Here is a 25542-nt window from a genome sequence, read left to right as displayed (position 1 = left end):
TATGCGAATTAACGGACAAACATATCATGTTACCACCTTTTTTAGTGGCGAAAATAGACCGGTATTATTGATGCTACACGGTTTTACTGGAACTAATGAGACCTATCAACAAGTTATTTTGAAATTAAAGAAGGATTATGATATTGTCGCGCCTGATATACTTGGTCACGGGAAAACAGCTAGCCCTAAAGCGTTAGAGCGCTATTCAATAGAACATATTTGCCAAGATTTAGCGGAAATCATGCATCAATTAAACATTGAGCAATGTATCTTGTTAGGCTATTCGATGGGTGGGCGAGTTGCAACTAGTTTTGCAGCAAGTTTTCCAGAAAAGGTTCAAGGACTTATTTTAATTAGTAGTTCCCCTGGTTTAGAGCAGGAATCTGACCGAACCAGCCGAATGATGGCAGATAACCAATTAGCAGAAACAATAGAACAAAAGGGTATCGAAGCTTTTGTCCAATACTGGGAAAAATTACCACTTTTTGCTTCCCAACAACAACTAACAATAGAAGAACAAAGAAAAGTAAGAAACGAACGATTATCACAAAAACCGCTTGGCTTAGCGATGAGTTTGCGAGGAATGGGTACAGGAAAACAACCATCTTATTGGGATGAACTAGCAAATTTCTTTTTTCCAGTTTTATTAATTACTGGTGAACTAGATGTAAAATTTGAAAACATTGCTAATGAGATGATAAAATACTTACCGTACGCAACACATCAATCCATTAAACAAGCAGGGCATGCTGTTTATTTAGAACAACCAACTACATTTCTTAGTGAGTTAAATCACTGGCTGGAAAGCAATTTAAAGGAGGAAGAACAATGAGTTTTAATTGGCAAACAGAAAAAGTATATGAGGAAATCAAATATGAAAGTTATGAAGGAATCGCGAAAATTACGATTAATCGTCCAGAAGTACATAATGCATTTACACCAAAAACAGTAACAGAAATGATTGATGCATTTAATTTAGCTCGTGATAATTCTAATCTTGGCGTAATTATTTTAACAGGTGAAGGTGAAAAAGCATTCTGTTCTGGTGGAGATCAAAAGGTTCGTGGTCATGGTGGCTATGTTGGTGATGATCAAATCCCACGCTTAAATGTGCTTGATTTACAACGTTTAATTAGAGTTATTCCAAAACCAGTTATTGCAATGGTCGCAGGATGGTCAATTGGTGGAGGAAACGTCCTTCAATTAGTGTGTGACTTAACGATTGCTGCAGATAATGCTAAATTTGGTCAAACTGGACCGAATGTGGGTAGTTTTGATGCTGGATATGGTTCTGGTTATTTAGCACGTGTTATTGGGCATAAGAAAGCGAAAGAAGTATGGTTTATGTGCCGTCAATATAGTGCAGAAGAAGCACTGGACATGGGCTGGATTAATACCGTTGTTCCATTAGCAGATTTAGAAAAAGAAACAGTAGCCTGGGCAAAAGAAATGCTACAAAAAAGTCCAACTGCGCTTCGTTTTATCAAAGCTGCTTTCAATGCCGATACAGATGGTTTAGCTGGGATTCAGCAATTAGCTGGAGATGCAACGCTTTTATATTATACAACGGACGAAGCAAAAGAAGGTCGCGATGCCTTTAAAGAAAAACGCGATCCAGACTTTGACCAATTTCCAAAATTCCCTTGATTTGAAGGTGTAAAAATGGACATGACTAACTGGCTTCAAAAACGAGTGCGGCTTTCTCCTAAAGAGACCGCGCTCGTTTTTGAAGGAAAAGCAGAAACATTTGAAGAAATATATCAAGCTGTAGAGGAGTTAGCAGGAAAATTATTTTTTCGAGGTGTGCGACAAGGCGATAGGGTGGCTATCCTTGGAAAGAATGATCGACTAACTTTTTTACTAATTCACGCATTACAACAAATTGGAGCAGAAACATTATTTCTTAATAATCGGCTGACTAAAAAAGAAATTGCTTTCCAATTGGAAAATGCCAAAGTAAAAGAAGTTCTAATTTCAGATGCATTTTTGGATAAAGTAGAATCAGGAATTAGTTATACGGAAATAAAGTTAAGTGAATATATCAAACCTGTTATTCTGACTAATTGGGATTTAACAAAAGTGGCTTCGATTATGTATACTTCGGGTACAACAGGAAATCCAAAAGGTGTCATCCAAACTTATGAAAATCATTGGTGGAGTGCCGTTTCATCTGTGTTGAATTTAGGTTTAACAGAGAAAGATAGCTGGCTTTGCGCGGTACCAATTTTTCATATTAGCGGTTTATCTATAATGATGCGTTCGATGATATATGGAATTCCAGTATATTTAGAAGAACATTTTGATGAGGTGAAAATTACTAAAATGCTTCTTTCAGGGGAAGTTTCGACAATCTCGGTTGTTACTTCGATGTTAGAGCGGCTGCTTAGTAATTATGATGGAAGTTACCACCCCAATTTGCGTACTGTGTTACTTGGTGGAGGGCCTGCAAGCAAAGCGACTCTAGAAGTTTGTAAAATGCGTAATATTCCATTAGTACAATCATTTGGCATGACCGAAACAGCTTCTCAAATTGTAACACTTTCACCAAAAGACGCGCTGAATAAAATTGGTTCTTCTGGAAAAGCGCTATTTCCGGCAGAGGTGAAAATTGCAGAAGACGGGGAAATTTTACTAAAAGGTCCATCCATAACTCCAGGATATTTGCATAATGAAGCGGCGACGAAAGAAGCCTTTTCTGATGGCTGGTTTAAAACAGGTGATATTGGTTATTTAGATGAAATGGGATTTTTATTTGTATTAGAAAGACGCTCGGATTTAATTATTTCTGGTGGGGAAAATATCTATCCAACAGAAGTAGAGCAAATTATTAGCAGTTATGAATCAGTGCAAGAAGTGGCTGTCGTTGGAAAAGTAGATGCAAAATGGGGTAGCGTACCAATTGCATATATTGTTGCAGATGCTCACTTTAATGAAGCAGACTTGCAAAATATATGTCAAACTAATTTAGCAAGGTATAAAATTCCTAAACAATTTTTATTAGTAGCTAGTTTGCCAAAAACAGCTTCTGGCAAAATCCAGCGTAATAAATTAAAAGAAAACTAAAAAAGGAAATGCCTATTATTTCGAGGCATTTCCTTTTTTTAATAATTGAGCCCTTCTTTTAAGGCTGCTAAGTTATCTTCCATGATAGAAAGATAATCACGGTTTTGATCTATATCTTTTTGTGTTAATGTTTCTAAATTATGCAAGGTTAGTGTTTTGGTATTCGTTTCTTGTTGAATTACATCAGCAATTTTAGAATTAGTATTTTGTTCTAGCATGATGTAAGGGATTTGTTCAGCATTAATTTTATCTACAATGGATTGTAATTTTTTTTGTGAAGGTTCATCACTAGTTGAGACACCAGCAATTGGAATTTGATGTAGTTGATATTCGGTTTCCCAATAACTATATGCTGCATGAGCGGTGACAAAATCTTTTTGTTTAGCATTACTAGTAACTGTTCTAAAATTTTGATCTAATTGTTTTAAATTATCTTCTACTGTTTGATAATTTTTTTCGAAAGTTTCTTTTTGACTAGGCATCTCTTTCACTAAACGATCTTTTACAAGCGTTGCCATTTGTTCCATATAAACTGGATTTAACCAAACATGTGGATTGATATCACCATGGTTATGCTCTTCTTCACTTTCATGGTCGTGTTCTTCTTCGTTTTCATGATTATGTTCTTCAGCAGCATCTGGATCAGTAGGCAAATCTAATTTTTCAGCAGTAGGGACAAAGCTAACATTTTCATTAGCAAGTGTTTTTTCTGCTTTATTCACAAAACCTTCCATCCCAAGACCAATATAGAAAAATAAATCGCTATCGGCAATTTTCATCATATCTTTTTGGGTTGGTTCAAAACTATGTGCATCTGAACCAGGAGGATAAATACTACTCACCTCTACATATTTTCCACCGATTTGTTCCGTTAAATATTGCAATGGATAAACCGTTGTATAAACTGTTAATTTATCACTGCTAGTCTTGCTTGTATCTTTTTCAGATGAACAACCCGCAAGTATTAATATAGTAGATAAAAGGGCCGTTAGCATCATAAAATAGCGTTTTTTCAATCCATTCACTCCTCTAAATCGAAATTATTCTTGTTTGCAAACTATGTCAATCGTAGTAATTACGATTTATAATCCAATGTTGATAATACCGTATTCTTTCAAAAAAAGCAAGAAAAAACGAACCGCCATAAAGCGATTCGTGCTATTATTAATGATGATGATGGGCATCGCATTGATGGTTGGACTGTTTATCTGAAGTGTTTTTATCTTTCTTCGGAGGAACAAAATCAAGCCCGCCTTTATGGAAGGGATGACATTTGGAGATTCGCTTAATGGCCAAGTAACTGCCTTTGAGTGCTCCATGTGTCTGAATGGCTTCAATCCCGTATGCAGAACAAGTTGGATAAAACCGACATGTAGCTGGAGTGAAACGCGAAATATATTTTTGATAAAGTCGGATTCCTCCGATAAGTATTTTTTTCATTAGTATTCATCCTTAAAATTCATGTTATCTACAGCTTACCATATTTTTGAAAAAAGAAAAGGAAGTGAGATTTTGTTTACTTATAAAGATGCACTTCAAAATGATGTAACGATTTATTTTGATAAGCAAAACTATCAAGCTGATGACGTATTAGTAGTGCCAACTTTCTTAGATGGCTGGCTATTTACCGAACATAAAAAACGTGGCTTAGAATTTCCTGGTGGTAAAGGGGAGCAAGGCGAAACTAACATGGAAGCGGCTAAACGAGAATTAATGGAAGAAACTGGTGCTATCCCAGGTGAACTTTATTTTGTTGCGGATTATCTTGTGACTTCGAAGGAACGAACTTTTACCAAACGAGTATATACAACAAAAGTAGAAAAGTTAGAAGCTAAAACAGATTATTTAGAGACAAGGGGACCAGTTGTTTTAAATGGAAACCTACGTCAACTTATTTGTGGACCTGCTTTTAGTTTTTTTATGCGAGATGCAGGAATGGTAAAAATAGTAGAAGCAGCAGAGCGGATTTTAAAACAACAAAAACTAGTCAATTAGGGGTAAACTCTGCTATGATAAAAGCATTGGAGGTGAGAAAAATTGGGTATGCCACTTGAAGTAAACACAATGATAGTCACAAAAGGAAATGAAAAAAGAATTTCTGATAATTTTTTTGAATTGGAAAAACAAGGATATCGAATTTATCCGATTGATGTTCCTATTATAGTTCGTAAAACAAAGGAAGGCGAAACTCTTGGAGAAGCCATTCCTCGCAAATTAGTTTGGGAAAATAACAAAACGATTATTAAATATGAGTTAATTGCTTTAAATTCAAGTAATTAATTGGGAGGGGATTATTTGAAACGAAAAGTTGGTATCATTGGCGCTGGTCATGTTGGAAGCGATGTGGCTTTTTCTCTTGTGACGCAGGGGATTTGTGATGAAATTGTTTTAATTGATAAACAAGAAACAAAGGCGATGAGTGAGGCGTTAGAACTTCGTGATATGTCTTCAATGACTCGTTCTTATACAGAAATTATCCCCAATGATCTTGATGCTTTAAGTGATGCGGATATTATTGTTATGGCAGTTGGTCCGGAAACATTATTAAGAGAAGATCGAATGGAAGAATTAATTGAAACAAGTAAAGCAGTAGCAGAGATAATTCCCAAAATTTTAGCAACTGGATTCAATGGGATTTTTATAAATATTACGAACCCTTGTGATGTTATTACAGCACTTATTCAAAAGTTATCTGGTTTTAATCATTCTCGTGTGTTTGGTACAGGCACATCTCTTGATACCGCAAGAATGCGAAGAGTTGTTGGTGAGGTGCTTAATATCAACCCAAAAAGTGTGGACGGTTATGTACTTGGTGAACATGGGGAGTCGCAATTTGTTGCTTGGTCAACAGTAAGGATTGGTGGTGTTCCTCTTTTAGATTACCAAACAAATAAACCACTTGATTTAGCTTCCTTAAAGCAAAGTGTCCGTGGCGGAGGATGGAATATTTTAACAGGTAAAGGATGGACTAGCTTTGGTATTGCAACAGCTACAGCGCAAATTGTAGACGCTGTTTTATCTAATGCCAAACAAGTTTTCCCACTAGCTGTCTTTTCAAAAGAGATGGAAATTTATATTGGTCAACCAGCAATTATTGGCAGTGAGGGTGTTACAAGTATTTTAAAACCACCACTTACAGAAGAAGAAAAGGCTGATTTGATCGCATCCAGTAACGTTATTAAAGCAGCACTGGAAACAGTAAATGAAAATAATTAATACAAAAGAAAGTTAGATACATAATAACTTGGGATAGTAGAAATCTTCTTTATTACGAAATATAATTGCTTTTCATGAACAAAATATTTTAGTGAAGGCAATAAAAAAACTAGTTCCAGTAAAAGAAATAATTTACCAGAACTAGTTTTTTATGCGGTCTTTGCTTTTTTTTGTTTAGGTTTATTTGATTTTCTAACGATAAAACGAATGAGACTAATAATTAATGAAACAATATATTCACCAAAAGCTCCAATGAAAATCGCGATGGCTATTTCTGTTTGGGCCATTCCTCCACCATAAAAACTAATGAAGAACACGACACCACTTGCAATCAACCCCATTGCGGCTAAAAAATATTTAAACCAGTACCAACGAAGGACAAAATCAAATAAACAAACAGCTGCTAAAAAGCCAAGAAAAATAATCGAGGATAACGGAATTAAACTCATAGATACAATCTCCTTTAATAAATAAAAACATCTTTTTATCCATCTATCATAACACAGGTTGGAAATAATGATAAGAAAAAATTGATTCAAAAACGTTTGAGATGAAAAGAGCTATTTTAAAAAAGGAATATCCGGATTAGTTATTGCATCTAGTCGGACTTTATGGTATTCTAGCTTAGAATTAAAATTTATCTCTTATCCAGAGCGGTAGAGGGACTGACCCTTTGAAGCCCAGCAACCTACACATATAAGTGAAAGGTGCTAATCTGTTGCAGGAGTATTATCTCCTGAACGATGAGAGCAAAGGTATAATGATAGCCTTTCTCTATTCGTGCGCGTTTTGTGCTAAATAGAGAAAGGCTTTTTATATGAGGCTTATTTGGAAAGAATTAAAGGAGGAAAATAAAATTGGCTAAAAATCGTCATCTATTTACATCGGAATCGGTTTCTGATGGACATCCAGATAAAATTGCAGATCAAATATCTGATGCAATTTTAGATGCAATTATTTCAAAAGATCCGGACGCACGTGTAGCTTGTGAAACTACTGTGACAACTGGACTTGTTTTAGTAGCAGGAGAAATTACGACTTCTGTTTATGTAGATATTCCAAAAATTGTTCGTGATACAATTAAAGAAATTGGCTATACGCGTGCAAAATATGGTTTTGATGCGGAAACATGTGCCGTTTTAACAGCCATTGATGAGCAATCACCAGATATTGCACAAGGTGTAGATGAAGCATTAGAATCAAGAAGCGGCGGGGAACATGATGCGGTTATTGAAGCAATCGGTGCAGGAGACCAAGGCTTAATGTTCGGATTTGCTACTGATGAAACAGAAGAATTAATGCCATTACCTATTTTCTTAGCACATGGTCTTGCACGTAAATTAACCGAACTACGCAAATCAAAAAAACTGGATTATTTACGTCCTGATGCTAAAACACAAGTAACTGTTGAATATGATGAATTAAATAGACCTGTTCGAATTGATACGATTGTTGTTTCGACACAACATCATCCCGATATTACACAAGAACAAATTGCTAAAGATTTGCACACATATCTTTTCCCAGAAGTGATTGATGCTTCTTTCTTAGATGAAGACACGAAATACTTTATCAATCCAACTGGTCGTTTTGTAATTGGTGGCCCCCTTGGAGATGCTGGCTTAACTGGTCGTAAAATCATTGTTGATACTTACGGCGGCTATGCGCGACATGGTGGCGGGGCATTTTCTGGAAAAGATCCGACTAAAGTAGATCGTTCTGGTGCTTATGCTGCTAGATATGTTGCTAAAAATATCGTTGCTGCGGGACTAGCTAAAAAAGTGGAAGTACAGCTTGCTTATGCTATTGGTGTGGCTCGTCCAGTATCGATTTCGATTGACACATATGGAACTAGTGAATTTTCGGAACAAGAGTTAATCGATGGAGTAAATGCATTATTTGATTTACGCCCAGCTGGTATTATTCACATGCTTGATTTACGTCGTCCGATTTATCGTCAAACAGCGGCTTTTGGACATTTTGGACGTAGTGATTTGGATTTACCTTGGGAAAGAACAGATAAAGCAGAAGCATTACAAAAATTAGTAGCAAAATAAAAGATACCGAACATTTCTTTTAAGAGTGTTCGGTTTTTCCTTCCTAAACAGTGCAAAGGAAGTCTAGTTATGATATGATAGACGTTGTGAAAAAAAGAAAAAATGATTATGTATATAGAGGAGAAATGTTACCATGTGTGGATTTGTAGGATGCGTACATGACCGCATTACAGAAATTACTGGCGCTGATAAAGAAACCTTTAGACAAATGAACAGTATGATAACGCACCGTGGACCGGATGATGAAGGTTATTTCACAGATGACCACGTGCAATTTGGTTTCCGCCGTTTAAGTATTATTGATGTAGAAAACGGTCATCAACCGCTAACGTATGAAAATGAACGTTATTGGATTATTTTTAATGGAGAAATTTATAACTATGTTGAACTCCGCGAGCAATTAATTGCAGAGGGAATGACATTTGAAACAGAGAGTGATACAGAAGTAATTATTGCTACGTATGCAAAATATAAAGAAAAAACCGCAGAACGTCTTCGTGGGATGTTTGGCTTTGTTATTTGGGATAAACAAGAAGAACTTGTATACGGCGCACGTGATCCATTTGGTATAAAACCATTTTTCTATGCAGAAGAAGATGGCAAGCTTTATATGGGCTCAGAAAAAAAATCCATTCTTCATGCTTTAAAAGAAAAGGAATTAGATGAAATTTCCTTGCAAAATTACATGACTTACCAATTCGTTCCAGAACCAGATTCTTTAACAAAAAATGTAAAGCGTTTGGAACCAGGTCATCAATTCATCAAAAAAATAGGCGAACCAATGGAAATAACTACATATTGGAAAGCAGCTTTTGCACCAGTGACAAAATCTGAAGACGCATGGGTGAAAGAAATCCGTGATGTAATGTATGATTCTGTTAAAATGCATATGCGCTCTGATGTTCCTGTAGGCTCGTTTTTATCTGGTGGAATTGATTCTTCCATTATTGCTGCGATTGCCAAAGAGTACCACCCAGCTATTAAAACATTTTCAGTTGGATTTGAGCGGGATGGATTTAGTGAAATTGATGTAGCAAAAGAAACTGCTGATAAACTTGGCGTAGAAAATATTAGCTATGTTATTTCTCCGGAAGAATACATGAAAGAATTACCAAAAATCGTGTGGCATATGGATGATCCGCTTGCTGATCCAGCTGCTATTCCGCTTTATTTCTTATCCAGAGAAGCTCGCAAACAAGTAACCGTTGCATTATCTGGTGAAGGAGCGGATGAACTTTTTGGCGGATATAATATTTACAACGAACCTAACTCTTTAGCAATGTTCAATAAAATGCCAAAAGTATTTAAATCGATGTTAAACAGTGTTGCGAGTGTGATGCCAGAGGGAATGCGTGGTAAAAGTTTCTTAGAACGTGGAACAACGCCGATGGAAGAACGCTATATCGGTAATGCAAAAATGTTCACTGAGAAAGAAAAACAAATTTTACTTCCAAAATACCAAGCTGGACACGATTATACAAATATTACCGATCCGTTTTATGCAGAAACAAAAAACTATCATCCGGTAGAAAGAATGCAGTATATTGATATTCATACTTGGCTTCGAGGCGATATTCTTTTAAAAGCAGACCGAATGACAATGGCTAACTCACTAGAAGTTCGTGTGCCTTTCCTTGATAAAGAAGTGTATAATGTTGCAAAAGGTATTCCAGACACCATGAAAACCACACAAGGAACAACGAAGTACATTTTACGTAAGGCAGCCGCGACATTCGTACCAGAACACGTACTTAATCGTCGTAAATTAGGATTCCCTGTGCCAATTCGTCACTGGTTAAAAGACGAAATGAATGCTTGGGTCAAAAATATTATTAAAGAATCACCAACAGATCATTTAATTAACAAAAAATATGTTCTAGACTTATTAGATGATCATTGTGCTGGAAAATTCGATTATAGCCGAAAAATCTGGACAGTAGTAATCTTTATGATTTGGTACGATATATATGTAGCCGATAAATACGATTTCGGTAAATAAAAGAAAACCTAGACAAGCCGTTGTTAGCTTTGTCTAGGTTTTCTTTTTTCGATGACGATAACAAAAGGAGCGTCATTTTGTTGATTAATAAACTGATAGGATAAAACATGAAATGCTTGTTGATTAATGGCTGTACAAAAAGCAACAACCGCTTCTTTTTCTGTTTTCCCTTCTGGATGTCCGTGATAAATAACTAGAATAATCACACCACCAATTTCTAAAAGCTCCATCAAATGAGTAATGCTAAGTAGGGTGGAATCAGCCGTTGTCGTAATTTGTTTATCACCACCAGGCAAATAACCTAAGTTGAAAATTGCTGCTCGAACGGGTTGTTTGGCATAAACAGGAATTGTCGCATGACTAGCACAAATTAATTCTACTTGGGAAGTCATCTCTGCCTTTTCTAGTCGAGTTCTTGTCGCATCAATAGCTACTTGTTGAATATCAAATCCTATAACATGACCATTTATACCCACTAGTTCTGCGAGAAGCAATGTATCATGTCCATTTCCGCAAGTCGCATCCACCACATAATCACCAGAACGAACAACTTTTCGAAGTGTATCATGAGCGAAAGGGAGCACTGCTCGTAAATTCATTTATTTATCACTTCCTGCGCTTGAAAAAATTTCCCTTGCCAGCTATCTCTTCTAACTAATTCAGCATCTATCGCATTAAGTACTTCAAATTTGTTTAAACTCCAGACTGGGCCAATCAAATCATCGACACCACCATCACCAGTAATCCGATGTATCACCATTTCAGGAGGTAATATTTCTAATTGATCTGCAACTAAATTTACATAACCATCACGAGTTAGAAATTCCAAATCCCCTTTTTTATAATCTTCTACCATTGGTGTGCCTTTTAAGAGATGGAGCAAGTGAATCTTAATCCCATCGACTCCGCTTTCAACGACTTTTCGGGTAGTTTCCATCATCATTTCTGGCGTTTCTTTTGGAAGACCATTGATAATATGTGTGCAAATTCGGATATTGTGTGCTTGGAGTTTTTGCACTCCTTCTAAATAACAATCATAATCATGCGCACGGTTAATTAATCGTCCAGTTTCATCATGTGCAGATTGCAAACCAAGTTCGAGCCAAAGATAGGTACGTTCATTTAATTCGGCTAAATATTCTACTACATCATCTGGTAAACAGTCAGGTCTTGTGGCAATGGAAAGACCAACAACACCTGGTTCATTTAAAACAGCCTCGAATTTTTCACGAAGTTCCGCAACCGGCGCATGCGTATTTGTAAATGCTTGGAAATACGCGATACATTTGCCATCTTTCCATTTCGTTTGCATTTTATCACGAACTTGTTGAAACTGAACTTTTAAATCAAGCGCACGATTTCCGGCAAAATCTCCAGACCCCGCTGCACTACAAAATGTACAACCACCATGCGCTACTGTACCATCACGGTTAGGGCAATCAAAGCCGCCGTCTAGTGCTACTTTATACGTTTTTTGACCAAATTGTTCACGTAAGCAGTAGTTCCAAGTATGGTATCGCTTGTTATCATTACTATATAAAAATGGATTTGTTTGTTTCACTAGTTTTAGACTCCTTCAAATGAAATTCTCCATTCATTTTAGCACATTTTAGCAAGCAAGTTGGAGAAATATTTAGAGCACTTGCTAAAAACTGTAATTTCAGCTACAATAAAGCTAATGAATTTTGAGAAAAAGCGATGAAATGGAGTAGTAATCCACTTATTTTGATGTTGAGAGAGCTGACGGTTGGTGCAAGTCAGTCACAAAATCCGGATGAACTTACCATGGAGCTTGGGTGTATCCCCGTTTTCCGCGTTAAGGATTTTTGAAGTTGAGTGGTCAAACACTAATGTGGGTGGTACCGCGGGAGAAGCATCTCTCGTCCCATGGCGATAAGCCGTTGGGATGTAGGGATTTTTTTGTATCCCAAATTCGATATTTTAAGGAAAAGAGAGGATGAATAAAGTGACATTTAATCACAAAAAAGTGGAGCCGAAATGGCAGCAATATTGGAGTCAACATAATACTTTTAAAACAACAACAGATAAAAATAAAGAAAATTTCTACGCACTTGATATGTTCCCGTATCCATCAGGGGCAGGGCTTCACGTTGGACATCCAGAAGGTTATACGGCAACGGATATTTTGTCTAGAATGAAGCGGATGCAAGGCAAAAATGTCCTTCATCCAATTGGGTGGGATGCTTTCGGTCTTCCTGCTGAACAATATGCAATTGATACTGGTAATGATCCGGAAGAATTTACCGCACTTAATATTGCCAATTTTACTCGTCAAATTAAATCACTTGGTTTTTCTTATGACTGGGAACGCGAAATTAATACGACTGACCCAGAATATTATAAATGGACGCAGTGGATTTTTGAAAAACTATATGAACATGGCTTGGCTTATGAAGCTGAAATTGCTGTCAACTGGTGTCCCGCGCTTGGTACTGTACTTGCCAATGAAGAAGTTATTGATGGTAAAAGTGAACGTGGTGGTTTCCCCGTTTACCGTAAACCAATGCGCCAATGGATGCTGAAAATAACAGCTTATGCTGACCGTTTGCTAGATGATCTAGAGCTAGTCGATTGGCCAGAAAATATTAAAGATATGCAACGTAACTGGATTGGACGTTCAGAAGGAGCAGAAGTAACTTTTAAAATTAAAGATTGCGATGAAACTTTTAACGTCTTTACAACACGTCCTGATACACTTTTTGGCGCAACATACACCGTTTTTGCACCAGAACATGAACTTATTGAAAAAATCACGACACCAGCTCAAAAAGATGCAGTGGACAATTATAAAAAACAAGTAGAGCTAAAAAGTGAGCTTGAAAGAACCGATCTTGCAAAAGAAAAAACAGGTGTGTTCACTGGCGCATACGCAATTAATCCCATCAACGGGGAAGAAGTGCCAATTTGGATTGCTGATTATGTTTTGATTCAATACGGAACTGGCGCAATTATGGCTGTACCTGCACATGATGAAAGAGATTATGAATTTGCGAAACAATTTGGCATGAATATTCGTCCTGTTCTTGAAGGTGGAGATATTTCAAAAGAAGCTTTTACAGAAGATGGACCACATATAAATTCTGCCTTTTTGAATGGTATGAACAAAATGGATGGAATTAAAGCGGCGATTGATTGGCTAGAAAAAGAAGATGTGGGTAGCCGCAAAATCACTTATCGTTTGCGTGATTGGTTGTTTAGTAGACAACGTTATTGGGGAGAGCCTATTCCTGTTATTCACTGGGAAGATGGTGAAACAACCCTTGTACCAGAAGAGGAACTACCACTACTTCTGCCAAAAGCAACAGAAATTAAACCATCTGGAACCGGCGAATCTCCACTTGCTAATTTGTATGACTGGGTAAATGTTACGGATGAAAATGGTCGCAAAGGTCGCCGTGAGACAAACACCATGCCGCAATGGGCTGGATCAAGCTGGTACTTCTTGCGTTATATCGATCCAAAAAATAAAGATGCAATTGCAGATAAAGAAAAACTTGCAGAATGGCTACCAGTAGATGTTTATATTGGCGGGGCAGAACATGCTGTACTTCATTTGCTTTATGCTCGTTTCTGGCATAAATTCCTATATGATATTGGAGTTGTGCCAACAAAAGAGCCATTCCAAAAACTATTTAACCAAGGAATGATTCTTGGCGAAAATAATGAAAAAATGTCCAAATCTAGAGGCAATGTGGTTAACCCTGATGAAGTAGTTGAAAAATATGGTGCAGATACACTTCGCTTGTATGAAATGTTCATGGGACCTCTGGAAGCTTCCATCGCCTGGAATGAAAATGGACTAGAAGGGGCACGTAAATTCCTCGACCGGATTTGGCGATTGCTCGTAACAGAAGAAGGTACACTTGCAGAAAAAGTAACAACAGATGCAAATGCTAATTTGGAAAAAGCATATCATCAAATGGTAAAAACGGTAACTAATCATTACGAAAATCTTCGTTTCAATACAGGAATTTCACAACTAATGATTTTTATCAATGAAGCATACAAACAACCAAGCATTCCAAAAGAATATATCGAAGGTTTCGTTCAACTACTTTCGCCAATCGCTCCACATCTTGCAGAAGAATTGTGGGAGATCCTAGGTCATACAGAAACAATCAGCTATGTATCTTGGCCAACTTATGATGAAACCAAACTAGTAGAAGATGAAGTAGAAATCGTACTTCAAGTGAATGGTAAAGTGAAAAATAAAATCACTGTTGCGAAATCACTAGCTAAAGAAGAACTAGAGAAAATCGCTCAAGAAGACAATAAAATCAAAGAAAATCTTGAAGGTAAAACAATTCGTAAAGTGATTGTTGTTCCTGGCAAACTGGTTAATATTGTTGCGAATTAAAAGTAAAAACTGCTGGCTTTTTAGCTGGCAGTTTTATTTTTAGTTGGTTATTTGGTATAATGACGAAAAATGGAATGGAGAAAAGCTGATGAGTAATGGTAGTATTATCAATCGAATAGAAGGCATTTTAGACGACTTGCCAAAATCAGAAAAAAAAATTGGACAAGCAGTATTAGCGAATCCTGAATTTACAACTACAGCATCGATTCATAAACTAGCTCAACAAGCAGACGCGAGCGGGGCAGCAGTTGTCCGTTTCTGTAAATCAATTGGTCTTCAAAGCTTTCCTGAATTAAAGCGACAATTATCACTTGATTTAGTGAAACCACAAAAAAAAGGATATTACGACATTGAACCAAATGAAGACTTTCATACTATTACAGAAAAATTAGTTTCTAATATGATTCAAACAATGAATGATACGGCAAGTCAGCTAAATGAAACCAAAATTTTAGAGGCATGTGATTTACTAGGCGACGCAGATACAATTTATACTTATGGTGTTGGTGCTTCTTGGCTAGTGGCAGAAGACATCTCTCAAAAGTGGTTGCGAGCAGGAAAGCATGTTTTAGCCACTCAAGATGCGCATGTTCTTGCAATGGCTTTTGCTACAGGAAAGAAAAGAGCTGTTTTTATTGCTATTTCTAATAGTGGCGAAACGTCCGAAGTATTACAACTGGTTGAGCAAGCTAAATTAAACAATGTTCTTGTCATTAGTCTCACACGTTTTGGTCATAATAAATTAAAAGAACGAGCCGATTTATCTTTAGAAACTTCACGTGCCCCAGAAGCCGAAATCAGAAGTACAGCAACTAGTTCAAGACAGGCGCAATTGCTAGTAGTTGATATTTTATTTTACTACTATGCGTCTCACCACTATGATGAAATGATTGAACAAATTAAACAATCTCGAGAAGCGACAAACCGTTTTAGAGAATAAATAGAGATAGGAACTAGCTTATGAAATGTAGCTAGTTCCTATCTTTTTTACGGAGCATTAAAAAGCTTTGATAAACAAAAGTTTTAAATTTTAAAATATATGTTGAAATTTTATTTCATTTATATTATACTGTGTTGGAAGGAGTGGTTAGATGCTAGAGAATTTAGGAACAGAAGGGCGAAATAAAAAAACAGTTGATTTAGATACACTTTCGCCAAAAGAAATTTTAGCAGTTATGAATGAAGAAGATGCAACAGTTCCAACTGCTATCAAGAAAGTCTTACCTCAAATTGAACGTATTGTAAGCGGTGTCATCAACAGTTTTGAACAAGGGGGAAGATTAATTTATCTCGGAGCTGGGACTAGCGGAAGGTTAGGTGTGCTTGACGCAGCAGAATGTGTCCCTACGTTTGGCGTTGCAAAAGAGCAGGTTATTGGTTTAATTGCTGGTGGAGAGAAAGCTTTTGTAACTGCCGTAGAAGGAGCAGAGGACTCTATATCGCTTGGACAGGCTGATTTAAAGGAAATTCAATTAACTAAACATGATTTTGTTATTGGTATTGCAGCGAGTGGGCGAACACCATATGTGATTGGTGCATTGGATTATGCAAACTCAATTGGTGCAAAAACAGGCGCAATATCTTGTAATGCTAATGCTGAAATTTCTGCACATGCGGATATAGCGGTGGAAATTGTGACTGGAGCTGAAGTTTTAACTGGCTCTACTAGATTAAAAGCCGGTACAGCACAGAAGCTAGTACTGAACATGATTTCAACAGCATCAATGGTAGGTATTGGGAAAGTTTATAAGAACTTAATGGTAGACGTTTTATCGACAAATAAAAAATTAGAAGAACGTTCTAAGAGAATTATTATGGAAGCAACAGAAGTCGATTATGAGACAGCAAGTAGATTTTATGAAACATCTGGAAGACATGTCAAAGTTGCTATCGTAATGATTTTAACTGATTCAAGTAAAGAAGTAGCATTAGAAAAATTAAAAGCAGCAAAAGGATTTGTTCGAAATACCATCAAAAAATAAGGAGCTGGAATAATGACAAAAGAAGCAGAAATCGGCAAACAAATATTTATTCACGTCGGTGGAATGGGTAACGTTTCAAGAATTGCTCATTGTATGACAAGAGTGCGACTAGGTATTATTGATAGTAATCTTGTGGATATTGCAGAATTAAAAAAAGTACCAGGTGTCATTGGCGTGGTGGAAGATGATACATTACAAATTATAGTTGGACCAGGTGTTGTCAATAAGGTAGCTGCTGCTATGGCTGAGATGGCCGGTGTCAAAATCGGTGAAACTATTCAAGAAAATCTTGATAGTGAGACAAAAACTGGTAAAGAACTAGTAGAAGAAAAAGCTTCCAAAACAAAAGCTGAAATGAAAGCTAAACAAAATAATTCTTCCGGCTTTAAACGGCTATTAAAATCTATATCAAATATTTTTGTTCCATTAATTCCAGGATTTGTTGGGGCAGGTTTAATTGCAGGTATAGCAGCCATTATAACAAACAACATAACGGCCGGATACTTAGATGCAGCGGTTTGGACTCAATATGTGGATATTCTAGGAGTCATTAATAAAGGTATATTTTACTTCTTAGCAATTTATGTAGGGATTAACACTGCAAATGAATTTGGCGGCACACCGGTACTTGGTGGAGGAATTGCGGGGATTACACTTCTTTCTGGATTAGCAGAAGGGCATACAATTACCAATATTTTCACTGGAAACCCAATATCAGCAGGGCAAGGCGGTATTATTGGAGTTTTACTAGCTGTTTGGCTTATGTGTGTACTCGAAAAAAACTTGCGCAAAATTATTCCCAATGCCATTGACATTATTGTTACACCCACACTAGTTTTGTTAATTATTGGTTTAATAACTATTTTCTTAATTATGCCATTTGCAGGATTAGTATCAGACGGACTAGTCAATGGTATTAACTGGGTTATTGAAGTTGGTGGTGTTTTTGCAGGATTTGTTTTAGGAACACTATTCTTACCAATGGTTATGTTCGGCTTACACCAAGTTTTAACACCAATTCATGTAGAAATGATTGCTCAAAATGGTTACACAATCTTATTACCTATTCTCGCTATGGCAGGTGGCGGACAAGTTGGTGCTTCCATTGCTTTATGGATTCGCTGTCGTAAAAATAAACCACTTGTAAATATGATCAAAGGTGGTCTTCCTGTTGGTATTTTAGGTATCGGTGAGCCTTTGATTTACGGTGTAACCATTCCACTTGGTAAGCCATTCCTAACAGCTTGTCTTGGAGGTGGTATTGGCGGGGCAGTAATTGGCTTCTTTGGAAATGTCGGAGCAATTGCAATCGGCCCATCTGGAGTAGCACTTATTCCACTAATCGCTAATAACGAATGGCTTTCTTATGTCATTGGTTTAGTTGCAGCATACTTAGGCGGATTTATCCTAACTTATTTCTTTGGCACACCGAAAGATGCAATGGAACGCGTGGAGTTATAAGTCATTGAATACTATCCAAAAAGCGCTCAGATAAATCTGGCGCTTTTTGTACGATATTTACGAGAAAAGAGATGTTATGGTAATTAAATGGCTACACAAACAGAAGGTGTCCAGTTTGAATAACGAATTTTAATCTTGTTTCCAACTTGATAGTAATTGGCTTCGTATACATTAATAGCTTTTCGGAAATGTGTTTTTATAGTTTGTTGATCTTTTGTTTTATAGGTAATATAAAATTTATAAACATCACCTGATTCTTTTTCTTCAATTGTTCTTTTAATTTGAGTTATCTCTGCAACTGTTTCTGTGTCATTTAAATTTACATAACTTAGTTTTAAAATTCCAGTAGCCCAAAGTAGAACCAAAATAATAATTAGAATAACTAAAATACGTAATCCCCATTTTTTCACATTAATCATACCTTTCAAATGTATTTTGCATTTGAAAGAAAAGAAAGTCAAGTTTTTTTCAAGAATACGAGGAGAACAAAACTAAAATACTGTACAGTAATGCTAAAAAATTACTTTGTATTTGCTAGGTTTACATTATAGACTAGTAGCAGGGAAAGATGTAACTTTAACTTGCAAATTTAGTGTTATTATGTTATATTTATTGTTAGTGTTAAATCACACACGCACGGTGACAGACTGGGAAGGTGCTTGACGATTATTTGCTCAAGTTTTTCAGCTGGTTGATCCATGCGGAGGGCGGTTATCCGCAAAAAATAAACCAATAGGAGGGAATAACACAATGCCTGTTATTTCAATGAAACAATTATTAGAAGCTGGCGTTCACTTCGGTCATCAGACTCGTCGTTGGAACCCAAAAATGAAGAAATATATCTTCACAGAAAGAAATGGTATTTATATCATTGACCTACAAAAAACAGTGAAAAAAGTAGACGAAGCTTTCAACTTCATGCGTGAAGTAGCTAGCGACAACGGAACTATCCTGTTTGTAGGAACTAAAAAACAAGCACAAGAATCCGTTCGCGACGAAGCTATCCGTTCTGGACAATACTTCGTGAATCATCGTTGGTTAGGTGGAACTTTAACTAACTTTGAAACTATTCAAAAACGTATTCAACACCTTAAAAAAATCGAAAAAATGGAAGCTGATGGAACTTTTGAAGTCCTTCCTAAAAAAGAAGTTGTCCTTCTTAAAAAAGAACAAGAAAAATTAGAACGCTTCTTAGGCGGAATCAAAGACATGAAAGGTCTTCCAGATGCATTATTCATCGTTGACCCACGCAAAGAACGTATTGCGGTTGCAGAAGCTCGTAAACTTCATATTCCTATCATCGGTATTGTTGATACAAACTGTGATCCGGATGAAATCGACTACGTAATCCCTGCAAATGATGATGCTATTCGTGCGGTTAAACTATTAACTGCTAAAATGGCAGACGCTATCATTGAAGTAAACCAAGGGGAAGAGTTAACGGAAGCCGAAGTTGCTCCTGTAGAAGAAAAAGCTACAGAAGAAACTACGGAAGCATAAGATTTTATTTGAAACTTTCAAGGTGATAAGGCACTATTCTTATCACCTTTTTTAAAGAGAAAAATTGGAGGGAAATTAAATGGCAAATATTACAGCTCAAATGGTAAAAGAATTACGTGAAAAAACTGGTGCTGGTATGATGGATTGTAAAAAAGCACTTGTAGAAACTGAAGGAGATATGGAAAAAGCAATTGATTTTCTTCGTGAAAAAGGAATCGCTAAAGCAGCGAAAAAATCTGACCGTATTGCTTCTGAAGGTATGACACATGTAATCAGCAACGATAAACATGCCGTAGTACTTGAAGTAAATGCTGAAACAGATTTTGTAGCTAAAAATGATAACTTCCAACAATTAGTTGATGCACTTGCTAAACAAATTCTTGCAGTTCGCCCAGATAGCCTAGAAGAAGCACTTAAAACTGAAATGCCTAATGGACAAACTGTTCAAGATTATATCACAGAAGCAATTACAAAAATCGGTGAAAATATTTCTCTTCGTCGCTTCGAAGTAAAAGAAAAAGCGGATGAATCTGCTTTTGGTGAGTATATCCACATGAACGGACGTATTGGTGTACTTACACTTCTTGAAGGAACTAAGGATGCAGCAGTTGCAAAAGATGTTGCTATGCATATCGCTGCAATCAATCCTAAATACATTTCTCGTGAAGATGTTTCAACAGAAGAAGTGGAACACGAAAAAGAAGTGTTAACTCAACAAGCATTAAACGAAGGAAAACCAGCTAATATCGTTGAAAAAATGGTAGAAGGTCGTTTGAAAAAATATCTAAGCGAAATTTCCTTAGAAGACCAACCTTTCGTTAAAAACCCTGATATCACTGTAGGTGAATACGTGAAACAAAACGGTGGTAAAGTAGCATCATTCGTACGTTTCGAAGTAGGCGAAGGAATCGAGAAAAAAGAAGATAACTTTGTAGAAGAAGTTATGTCCCAAGTGAAAAAATAATTCGAATTTAGTATGAGATTTTATACGACATTAAAAACCCGTGATTCTATTGGCATTACGGGTTTTTTACTATTCGTGATTTCGTATGAATACCATATAATTGTCAAATCATTCATGCGAGTAAGTGCCCAAGGACGATTAGAGACTGGATTTCTAAAAATAAAATCATTTTGATGTAAAACGGATCCATGATCTTTGGCGATGGTAACCGCTTTTTCCACTGAATATTTTAGTAAATGATAACCTTCTTCATCAAGTAATAGTGTTCGTCTACCAGCAGGCGTTTTTGTTCCTTTTCCTTCAGCTGTTCGAAGCGTACAAGTAGACTTTAAAGTTATACGAACTTGTTGCTTAACATAGTCGAAGGCAAGGTTTTTGAGTTTTACACCCATTTCTTCTCCTCGCCACATTCCCTAAATAGCAAGATAGATCATAGAAAAATCTTATTTAGTAAAAAATGTTCTACAAGCAGATATAAATACATTGAATTCGTCAGTCTCTAACACCTTAAGTTTAATGGCTTCCGCCGCGTCTAATTGTTCAATTTCTGCGTATTGAAGTCTATTCTTGTCTAGCTTTTCGTATCTGACAGCAGAGTTCAAAATTGATTTCTTCAATTTATGAATTGCTTTAACCGTGTTTTATGCGTATCCTTCTTCAAGCTTTTCTCGTAAAAACTCTTCATATATTTCTAAACTTATATCAATTAAATAATAATTACCAAAAGGGAATTCTAAGTGATTTTTATAAACACAATATTTATTTGCTATTGTATCCTTGCTCTTTTTCTTTTTTTAAACATTTCCATATAAGAATCAAACCAGAAATTTAAAGTTAATTTTTGATTTTCGAAAACATATGATTTTTTACTATACTTTAAATTTTCAATCTCGTTTTTATAAACTTTAGCAAATGCTAAGGTTTTAAACCCAGATTTGCTTTTTTCAAGATACTTATTACCTTGATTGTAACGTACTCGGATTCCGTAACGTTTTCCTTTTTTGTCGAATACTCATATATTCCTAAATGCTTTGTTTGTTCCCATTTAGTCCAGGGCATTATTATTCGTCTTTTCAAAGTTATTGTTAGTACCTATGTTCTGCTTTTATTTCTAAAGAAAAACCCAGGAAGGGCACTTCTTTTTAAAAGCTAATTTCTTTTTTTACAGAATCATGATATAAAGTAGGTTCATTTTCATCCCATAAATTGAAGTGTAAACTGAAAGACCTATATAATTTTCATCTTTAGCCTAACCTCACCGTTAGGGCTTCTTTTATGCAAAAAAAATACACCGAACTTTTTAGCGCAGTGTCGCAGTTAATTTGAACAGCTAATAGTTGAATGAAATTTGAAATAAATTCACAAGACCAGTATTACATATTCTTATATTATGAATCAATAGTTAGCAGAGATTTTCACTCCAAACTAATAAATATACACAATTATTCATTCGGGATTATTTTAAAATGTTAATTATTTCACTAATTAGTGATGAATGACTTGAAAAAATACATAAAAACATGCCAATTAGTGAACGTTTTGTGAGGTCTTAATTTTATAATGAATAATCTGTGAATAACGACTCTTGTTGTGATGCTTTGGATGTATAAAATCCTGATTCGACACAAATTGTATAGTAATTATTCTAAATAAGGTCTATTTTTAGTCGTTCATGACAAGAATCGGGCATTTCATTACTTTTTTTGTTATACATTTTGTTTATGTGCTATAATTTTTTCAATGGCGGTGGGAAAATAAAAAAGCTTAAATGGGGAGGATTATTAATTGTTGGATTGCTTTTTGTTACAATGATGGGTACTTCTAGTGAGCCTACTAAATTTCAAAATTTGGATAAAAAAACGCAAACTATTATTAAGTCTATGGTGTTTTCAGAAGAGAATGAATACTATCAGTCTACGTATGTTGAAGAAAAGTAAATACATAAAAAAGGAGATAACATAATGAAATTACTATCAAAACTCTTTATAAGCTTAATATTGATTAGCATAGGTATTAGTTTTCCACAAGGAGTAAAAGCTGAAGAATCTACTGTGAAAATAGATAAGGCTAGTGAGGAAGTAGAATTTAGCTCTTTATCTGGTACAGAAAAGTCTTATTTAAGTAGTAAAGGATTCTCTGAGGAAGAGGAGTACCAACAAACAACAATTATTAAAACACCTTTAAAAGCAGGACTTATGTCAATTAATGCAATCACTTTGACTGCATCAACAAAGAAGGTGGGCGCGACAAAAGGTTATACAATTTATGTTATTACGGCTTCAAAATCAGGTTTTTTGAAATTAAACTCACAATTAACTTATGGAACAAAAAGAACGCGTTCTGCAGTGCTTCCATATAAAGCTCCAAAATCCTATGGTGGAGGAATTTACTTTGATTATACAGGAAAGAAAAAATACTTACCATGTAGTGTAAGTACTCAATATTATACAAGAATGGGAATGGGAACTGTTTCTGCAAAAGCTGGGGGTGTAACTTTAGGTAGATGATAGAATTAAACTATTATTGTCTGAGTGATATTAAAGAAGATGAAGTAGAAATTGAAATATTTAAAAGTATATCTACGCAGCAATTCAAAGATAATTATTATTTTTTAAAGGAAAAAACTGCTGATATTAATTTATTTTTCTATGAGGAAGACATACAGCCTTTTATAGATAACGACCTTGTAAGAAAAATTCTAGAAAAAGAAGGACTAACAAAACTTCCAATTGTCATACTGAATGGGAAATTAATTAAAAAAGGTCAATTTTTATCCACTAAAGAAATAGGAAATATATTGGATATAGGTATAAGTACGCAGGAATCAGACGATAATTATTAACAATAAAGCATCAAAAGGAGAGCTGAAAATTTGTCTTCTCCTTTTGATGCTGTTCCAGTTTCCCAATGACCAAGCGATGATCTTTTTAGAATGTATATCTTGAATAGAAGATACAAATTTTATCGATTGATACCTTATAAATTTTGTTCGAAAAAGGTCTGCTATTCCTTATTTATAGAAATGATTGTGGGATAAAAGCCAGTGAAGCTACAGAAGATCTGTTGTATAAACCATTTGAAAACTACTTATGTCCCAAGTGAAAAAATAATTTCATTTTAATATGAAGCATAAAAAACTGTCTCTCCTAGTGAGAGGCGGTTTTTTTTATTTTTAAAAAAAACAATATAACCCTTAGTAGACATATTTCTAAATTTAAAACGTATAAACTATACATAGTTATTCAATGGGTTTTTAAGTTTATGTGAAAAAAACCAATAATATTTTGGGAATAAGGCTATAAATAAGGAGTTTTTGTGACAAAGAGGTTTTGAAATGAATAAATAACTAATAGTTACTCAAAATGTGTTGATTATACTATAAATGGATAAGCTTTAGTTCATAATGTGTAAGAATAATTCTAAAAAAAGCTTAAATTTAGTCGTTCATGACAAGAATCGGACATTTCATTACATTTTTGGTTATACATAAATTTAGTGTGTTAGTATTTAAACATTAAATGCGGAAAGTAAGAAGGGGCTGAGGTTATTGTATCGGTATACATGAAATTATCAAAATATAATTAAAAAAACAAAAAGGAGTGTTACAACATGAAAAAAATGTATATCTTAATGCTAGCTTTTGTTTGCCTATGTACCGTTTTCATACCTGGTAAAGAAGCACAGGCTGCAGCTAAAATTAATAGTTGGGATTTGGTAGATTCTACTAAGCACCTAGATTATTCAGGTAATTCCAAGTATATGGCGTATATAAAAAAAGGAGCAGCTACTTGGAATGCTTATAAAAAAGGGGTAATTAGACCAGCATCTGCTACCAATAAATCAGATGTTTATTGTAGTGATGTTTATGTTAATAATAATGTCAACGCTACCACCTATAGTAATGGTAAAATCACTTTTAATAAAAAAAATATGGATAAGCAAAATAATGCTGGGAAACAAAATGTTGCAACACATGAACTGGGACATGGTTTACGATTAGGCCATAATGCATCAAGTGATGTAATGTATCAATATGGTACTTCCAAAACAACTTTATCTGTAAATGATAAACAATCTTATAATGCTGCATATAAAAAATATTAATTAAAAGGGGGAAGTAAAAATGAAGAAGAAAACAATCGCAATTATTGTTTTTACAACGTGTCTTTTAGTCATGAGTTGTTTTCTAGTTGTAAATACATATACAAATAAAGCTGCAACTCCCAAAAAAGAAGTTCCAATATATGAGATTTATTCCGATTATACCTTAGATGTGGATAAACCCGAAGAAGTAGTTGGTGATGCGGATTACGTTTTTGTAGGTGAAGTGACAAAGGAAATCGGCACAAATTATAAAAATAAGACTCCAATAGAACAAGCCAATGGTGAAATAGAATATATCGGTGAGGCATATACCCAATATGAACTAGATGTGATTACCAATTTAAAAAATGAGTTGCCTACAGCAGAAAGTATTTCCATTGAAAAACAAGGGGGATTACGTGAAGACGGTTCGGCATATGATGTTTTCGAAGATGATCAACTTCCAAAAGTAGGACAAATCTATATTTTTACTGCCTATGAACAAGATGATGGTAGTTTGCTAGTATCAGGGGCAAATTCAACCATCTCATTTGACGAAAAAACAAAAGAACTAGATACAAATAAAGAAGTGAGACAAACAGAAGAAGTGGAGCTTTATGAAGAGGCGGTTGAAAATCAAGTTGTGACAATAGAAGAGTGATTTGCAAAGCCTAAGTAAATCAATATAATAAAGCTTTGTAAGTATATTTCAATAATATCCGTGCAGGTAGTCTCAATAGCTTGATGACTACCTAGCATGGATAGATTCTTGTGTAATCGAAATTATGATAAATACATTTTAAGGTCATTATAGCAGTTTTATGAAGGACGTTACGTCG

Annotated in this window: 25 protein-coding genes, 1 riboswitch and 1 other annotated feature; of the genes, 18 read left to right on the top strand and 7 right to left on the bottom strand. The window is 35.4% G+C overall.

The genetic code is table 11. The features are described from left to right. Position 1 precedes the first annotated feature (1 nt). The 3 genes from menH to HCJ45_RS02830 are packed head-to-tail and all read left to right on the top strand — an operon-like array spanning position 2 to position 3063. The gene (menH, locus tag HCJ45_RS02840; protein ID WP_185395576.1) at positions 2-832 is read left to right on the top strand and encodes a 2-succinyl-6-hydroxy-2,4-cyclohexadiene-1-carboxylate synthase; all 831 of its coding nucleotides are present in this window, start codon (positions 2-4) and stop codon (positions 830-832) included. Next, on the top strand, positions 829-1647 hold the full coding sequence (gene menB / locus HCJ45_RS02835) for a 1,4-dihydroxy-2-naphthoyl-CoA synthase (RefSeq protein ID WP_185395534.1): 819 nt from the start codon (positions 829-831) through the stop codon (positions 1645-1647). Before menH ends, menB begins: the two co-directional genes overlap by 4 nt. A 15-nt stretch (positions 1648-1662) precedes the next feature. Next, positions 1663-3063: an o-succinylbenzoate--CoA ligase gene (locus HCJ45_RS02830; RefSeq protein ID WP_185395535.1), complete on the top strand. Its 1401-nt coding sequence runs from the start codon at positions 1663-1665 to the stop codon at positions 3061-3063. 38 nt (positions 3064-3101) lie between these two features. On the opposite strand, the gene HCJ45_RS02825 is transcribed toward HCJ45_RS02830, so the two are convergent. Both HCJ45_RS02825 and yidD read right to left on the bottom strand, forming a co-directional pair. Beyond that, positions 3102-4079 carry a metal ABC transporter substrate-binding protein gene (locus HCJ45_RS02825; RefSeq protein ID WP_185395536.1) on the bottom strand — a complete coding sequence of 326 codons (978 nt, stop codon included), beginning with the start codon at positions 4077-4079 and terminating at the stop codon, positions 3102-3104. A gap of 148 nt (positions 4080-4227) precedes the next feature. Then, positions 4228-4503 (bottom strand): membrane protein insertion efficiency factor YidD, encoded by a 276-nt coding sequence (gene yidD, locus HCJ45_RS02820; protein ID WP_185395537.1) that lies wholly within the window; start codon positions 4501-4503, stop codon positions 4228-4230. Positions 4504-4575: 72 nt separating this feature from the next. Here yidD and ytkD point away from each other — a divergent pair, with 72 nt between their 5' ends. Genes ytkD through HCJ45_RS02805 form a run of 3 tightly spaced genes read left to right on the top strand, consistent with a single transcriptional unit; the run spans position 4576 to position 6279 of the window. Then, a complete protein-coding gene (ytkD, locus tag HCJ45_RS02815; protein ID WP_185395538.1) occupies positions 4576-5058 on the top strand; it encodes an RNA deprotection pyrophosphohydrolase in 483 nt (160 codons plus the stop codon). Between the two features lie 42 nt (positions 5059-5100). Continuing rightward, entirely contained in the window at positions 5101-5343 is a 243-nt protein-coding gene (locus tag HCJ45_RS02810) for a DUF2584 domain-containing protein (protein WP_185349197.1), read from the top strand. A 15-nt stretch (positions 5344-5358) separates the two neighbouring features. Further along, positions 5359-6279: an L-lactate dehydrogenase gene (locus tag HCJ45_RS02805; protein ID WP_185395539.1), complete on the top strand. Its 921-nt coding sequence runs from the start codon at positions 5359-5361 to the stop codon at positions 6277-6279. 149 nt (positions 6280-6428) lie between these two features. Here the strand turns inward: HCJ45_RS02805 and HCJ45_RS02800 are convergent, their stop codons facing one another. Continuing rightward, complete coding sequence (locus HCJ45_RS02800) at positions 6429-6728, bottom strand: hypothetical protein (RefSeq protein ID WP_185395540.1); 300 nt, start codon at positions 6726-6728, stop codon at positions 6429-6431. A gap of 192 nt (positions 6729-6920) precedes the next feature. Further along, positions 6921-7029, top strand: a riboswitch (SAM riboswitch). A 107-nt stretch (positions 7030-7136) separates the two neighbouring features. Here HCJ45_RS02800 and metK point away from each other — a divergent pair. Together metK and asnB are read left to right on the top strand one after the other, a co-directional pair. Then, the gene (metK, locus tag HCJ45_RS02795; RefSeq protein ID WP_185395541.1) at positions 7137-8336 is read left to right on the top strand and encodes a methionine adenosyltransferase; all 1200 of its coding nucleotides are present in this window, start codon (positions 7137-7139) and stop codon (positions 8334-8336) included. A gap of 133 nt (positions 8337-8469) precedes the next feature. Continuing rightward, entirely contained in the window at positions 8470-10335 is a 1866-nt protein-coding gene (asnB, locus tag HCJ45_RS02790) for an asparagine synthase (glutamine-hydrolyzing) (protein ID WP_185395542.1), read from the top strand. 23 nt (positions 10336-10358) lie between these two features. On the opposite strand, the gene mnmM is transcribed toward asnB, so the two are convergent. Both mnmM and mnmL read right to left on the bottom strand, forming a co-directional pair. Then, on the bottom strand, positions 10359-10934 hold the full coding sequence (mnmM, locus tag HCJ45_RS02785) for a tRNA 5-(aminomethyl)-2-thiouridylate-methyltransferase MnmM (RefSeq protein ID WP_185395543.1): 576 nt from the start codon (positions 10932-10934) through the stop codon (positions 10359-10361). Further along, complete coding sequence (gene mnmL / locus HCJ45_RS02780; protein WP_185349441.1) at positions 10931-11896, bottom strand: tRNA modification radical SAM protein MnmL/YtqA; 966 nt, start codon at positions 11894-11896, stop codon at positions 10931-10933. The genes mnmM and mnmL overlap by 4 nt, the downstream gene beginning before the upstream one ends. Before the next feature lie 128 nt (positions 11897-12024). Further along, positions 12025-12226: a binding site (T-box leader), on the top strand. A gap of 75 nt (positions 12227-12301) precedes the next feature. Here mnmL and leuS point away from each other — a divergent pair. From leuS to HCJ45_RS02760, 4 genes are all read left to right on the top strand, one after another. Continuing rightward, entirely contained in the window at positions 12302-14713 is a 2412-nt protein-coding gene (leuS, locus tag HCJ45_RS02775; RefSeq protein ID WP_185395577.1) for a leucine--tRNA ligase, read from the top strand. Between the two features lie 88 nt (positions 14714-14801). Next, positions 14802-15653: a MurR/RpiR family transcriptional regulator gene (locus HCJ45_RS02770; RefSeq protein WP_185349443.1), complete on the top strand. Its 852-nt coding sequence runs from the start codon at positions 14802-14804 to the stop codon at positions 15651-15653. 151 nt (positions 15654-15804) lie between these two features. Then, positions 15805-16695: an N-acetylmuramic acid 6-phosphate etherase gene (gene murQ / locus HCJ45_RS02765; RefSeq protein WP_185349445.1), complete on the top strand. Its 891-nt coding sequence runs from the start codon at positions 15805-15807 to the stop codon at positions 16693-16695. A 12-nt stretch (positions 16696-16707) separates the two neighbouring features. After that, the gene (locus tag HCJ45_RS02760; RefSeq protein WP_185395544.1) at positions 16708-18156 is read left to right on the top strand and encodes a PTS transporter subunit EIIC; all 1449 of its coding nucleotides are present in this window, start codon (positions 16708-16710) and stop codon (positions 18154-18156) included. Between the two features lie 83 nt (positions 18157-18239). Here the strand turns inward: HCJ45_RS02760 and HCJ45_RS02755 are convergent, their stop codons facing one another. Then, positions 18240-18566: a DUF3592 domain-containing protein gene (locus HCJ45_RS02755; RefSeq protein WP_187123939.1), complete on the bottom strand. Its 327-nt coding sequence runs from the start codon at positions 18564-18566 to the stop codon at positions 18240-18242. Positions 18567-18906: 340 nt separating this feature from the next. On the opposite strand from HCJ45_RS02755, the gene rpsB reads away from it, so the two are divergent. Then, complete coding sequence (rpsB, locus tag HCJ45_RS02750; protein WP_014093012.1) at positions 18907-19656, top strand: 30S ribosomal protein S2; 750 nt, start codon at positions 18907-18909, stop codon at positions 19654-19656. A gap of 79 nt (positions 19657-19735) precedes the next feature. After that, positions 19736-20620: a translation elongation factor Ts gene (gene tsf, locus HCJ45_RS02745; RefSeq protein ID WP_185349451.1), complete on the top strand. Its 885-nt coding sequence runs from the start codon at positions 19736-19738 to the stop codon at positions 20618-20620. Between the two features lie 20 nt (positions 20621-20640). On the opposite strand, the gene HCJ45_RS14915 is transcribed toward tsf, so the two are convergent. Then, a complete protein-coding gene (locus HCJ45_RS14915) occupies positions 20641-21012 on the bottom strand; it encodes a hypothetical protein (protein WP_246456423.1) in 372 nt (123 codons plus the stop codon). 1569 nt (positions 21013-22581) lie between these two features. Between HCJ45_RS14915 and HCJ45_RS02735 the strand changes: the two genes are divergently transcribed. The 4 genes from HCJ45_RS02735 (at position 22582) to HCJ45_RS02720 (ending at position 25364) form a co-directional block, all read left to right on the top strand. Then, a complete protein-coding gene (locus tag HCJ45_RS02735; RefSeq protein ID WP_185395546.1) occupies positions 22582-23127 on the top strand; it encodes a hypothetical protein in 546 nt (181 codons plus the stop codon). Then, on the top strand, positions 23124-23462 hold the full coding sequence (locus tag HCJ45_RS02730; protein ID WP_185395547.1) for an arsenic metallochaperone ArsD family protein: 339 nt from the start codon (positions 23124-23126) through the stop codon (positions 23460-23462). The genes HCJ45_RS02735 and HCJ45_RS02730 overlap by 4 nt, the downstream gene beginning before the upstream one ends. Before the next feature lie 767 nt (positions 23463-24229). After that, positions 24230-24724, top strand: coding sequence for a matrixin family metalloprotease (locus HCJ45_RS02725; protein WP_185395548.1), 495 nt, complete (start codon positions 24230-24232; stop codon positions 24722-24724). A gap of 19 nt (positions 24725-24743) precedes the next feature. After that, positions 24744-25364 (top strand): cell surface protein, encoded by a 621-nt coding sequence (locus HCJ45_RS02720; protein ID WP_185395549.1) that lies wholly within the window; start codon positions 24744-24746, stop codon positions 25362-25364. Positions 25365-25542 lie beyond the last annotated feature (178 nt).

The sequence above is a fragment of the Listeria immobilis genome (assembly GCF_014322845.1).
Classification (GTDB): Bacteria; Bacillota; Bacilli; order Lactobacillales; family Listeriaceae; genus Listeria; species Listeria immobilis.
The sequence above is the reverse complement of the archived record's forward strand: the minus strand, read 5'-3'. Positions and strand labels throughout refer to the sequence as shown.

What these genes read in the sequence shown, in the direction of transcription:
- menH (WP_185395576.1), top strand. Translation starts at nt 2, where the DNA reads ATGCGAATTAACGGACAAACATATCATGTTACCACCTTTTTTAGTGGC.
- menB (WP_185395534.1), top strand. Translation starts at nt 829, where the DNA reads ATGAGTTTTAATTGGCAAACAGAAAAAGTATATGAGGAAATCAAATAT.
- HCJ45_RS02830 (WP_185395535.1), top strand. Translation starts at nt 1,663, where the DNA reads ATGGACATGACTAACTGGCTTCAAAAACGAGTGCGGCTTTCTCCTAAA.
- yidD (WP_185395537.1), bottom strand. Translation starts at nt 4,503, where the DNA reads ATGAAAAAAATACTTATCGGAGGAATCCGACTTTATCAAAAATATATT.
- HCJ45_RS02800 (WP_185395540.1), bottom strand. Translation starts at nt 6,728, where the DNA reads ATGAGTTTAATTCCGTTATCCTCGATTATTTTTCTTGGCTTTTTAGCA.
- asnB (WP_185395542.1), top strand. Translation starts at nt 8,470, where the DNA reads ATGTGTGGATTTGTAGGATGCGTACATGACCGCATTACAGAAATTACT.
- mnmM (WP_185395543.1), bottom strand. Translation starts at nt 10,934, where the DNA reads ATGAATTTACGAGCAGTGCTCCCTTTCGCTCATGATACACTTCGAAAA.
- HCJ45_RS02770 (WP_185349443.1), top strand. Translation starts at nt 14,802, where the DNA reads ATGAGTAATGGTAGTATTATCAATCGAATAGAAGGCATTTTAGACGAC.
- murQ (WP_185349445.1), top strand. Translation starts at nt 15,805, where the DNA reads ATGCTAGAGAATTTAGGAACAGAAGGGCGAAATAAAAAAACAGTTGAT.
- HCJ45_RS02760 (WP_185395544.1), top strand. Translation starts at nt 16,708, where the DNA reads ATGACAAAAGAAGCAGAAATCGGCAAACAAATATTTATTCACGTCGGT.
- rpsB (WP_014093012.1), top strand. Translation starts at nt 18,907, where the DNA reads ATGCCTGTTATTTCAATGAAACAATTATTAGAAGCTGGCGTTCACTTC.
- tsf (WP_185349451.1), top strand. Translation starts at nt 19,736, where the DNA reads ATGGCAAATATTACAGCTCAAATGGTAAAAGAATTACGTGAAAAAACT.
- HCJ45_RS14915 (WP_246456423.1), bottom strand. Translation starts at nt 21,012, where the DNA reads ATGGGTGTAAAACTCAAAAACCTTGCCTTCGACTATGTTAAGCAACAA.
- HCJ45_RS02735 (WP_185395546.1), top strand. Translation starts at nt 22,582, where the DNA reads ATGAAATTACTATCAAAACTCTTTATAAGCTTAATATTGATTAGCATA.
- HCJ45_RS02730 (WP_185395547.1), top strand. Translation starts at nt 23,124, where the DNA reads ATGATAGAATTAAACTATTATTGTCTGAGTGATATTAAAGAAGATGAA.
- HCJ45_RS02725 (WP_185395548.1), top strand. Translation starts at nt 24,230, where the DNA reads ATGAAAAAAATGTATATCTTAATGCTAGCTTTTGTTTGCCTATGTACC.
- HCJ45_RS02720 (WP_185395549.1), top strand. Translation starts at nt 24,744, where the DNA reads ATGAAGAAGAAAACAATCGCAATTATTGTTTTTACAACGTGTCTTTTA.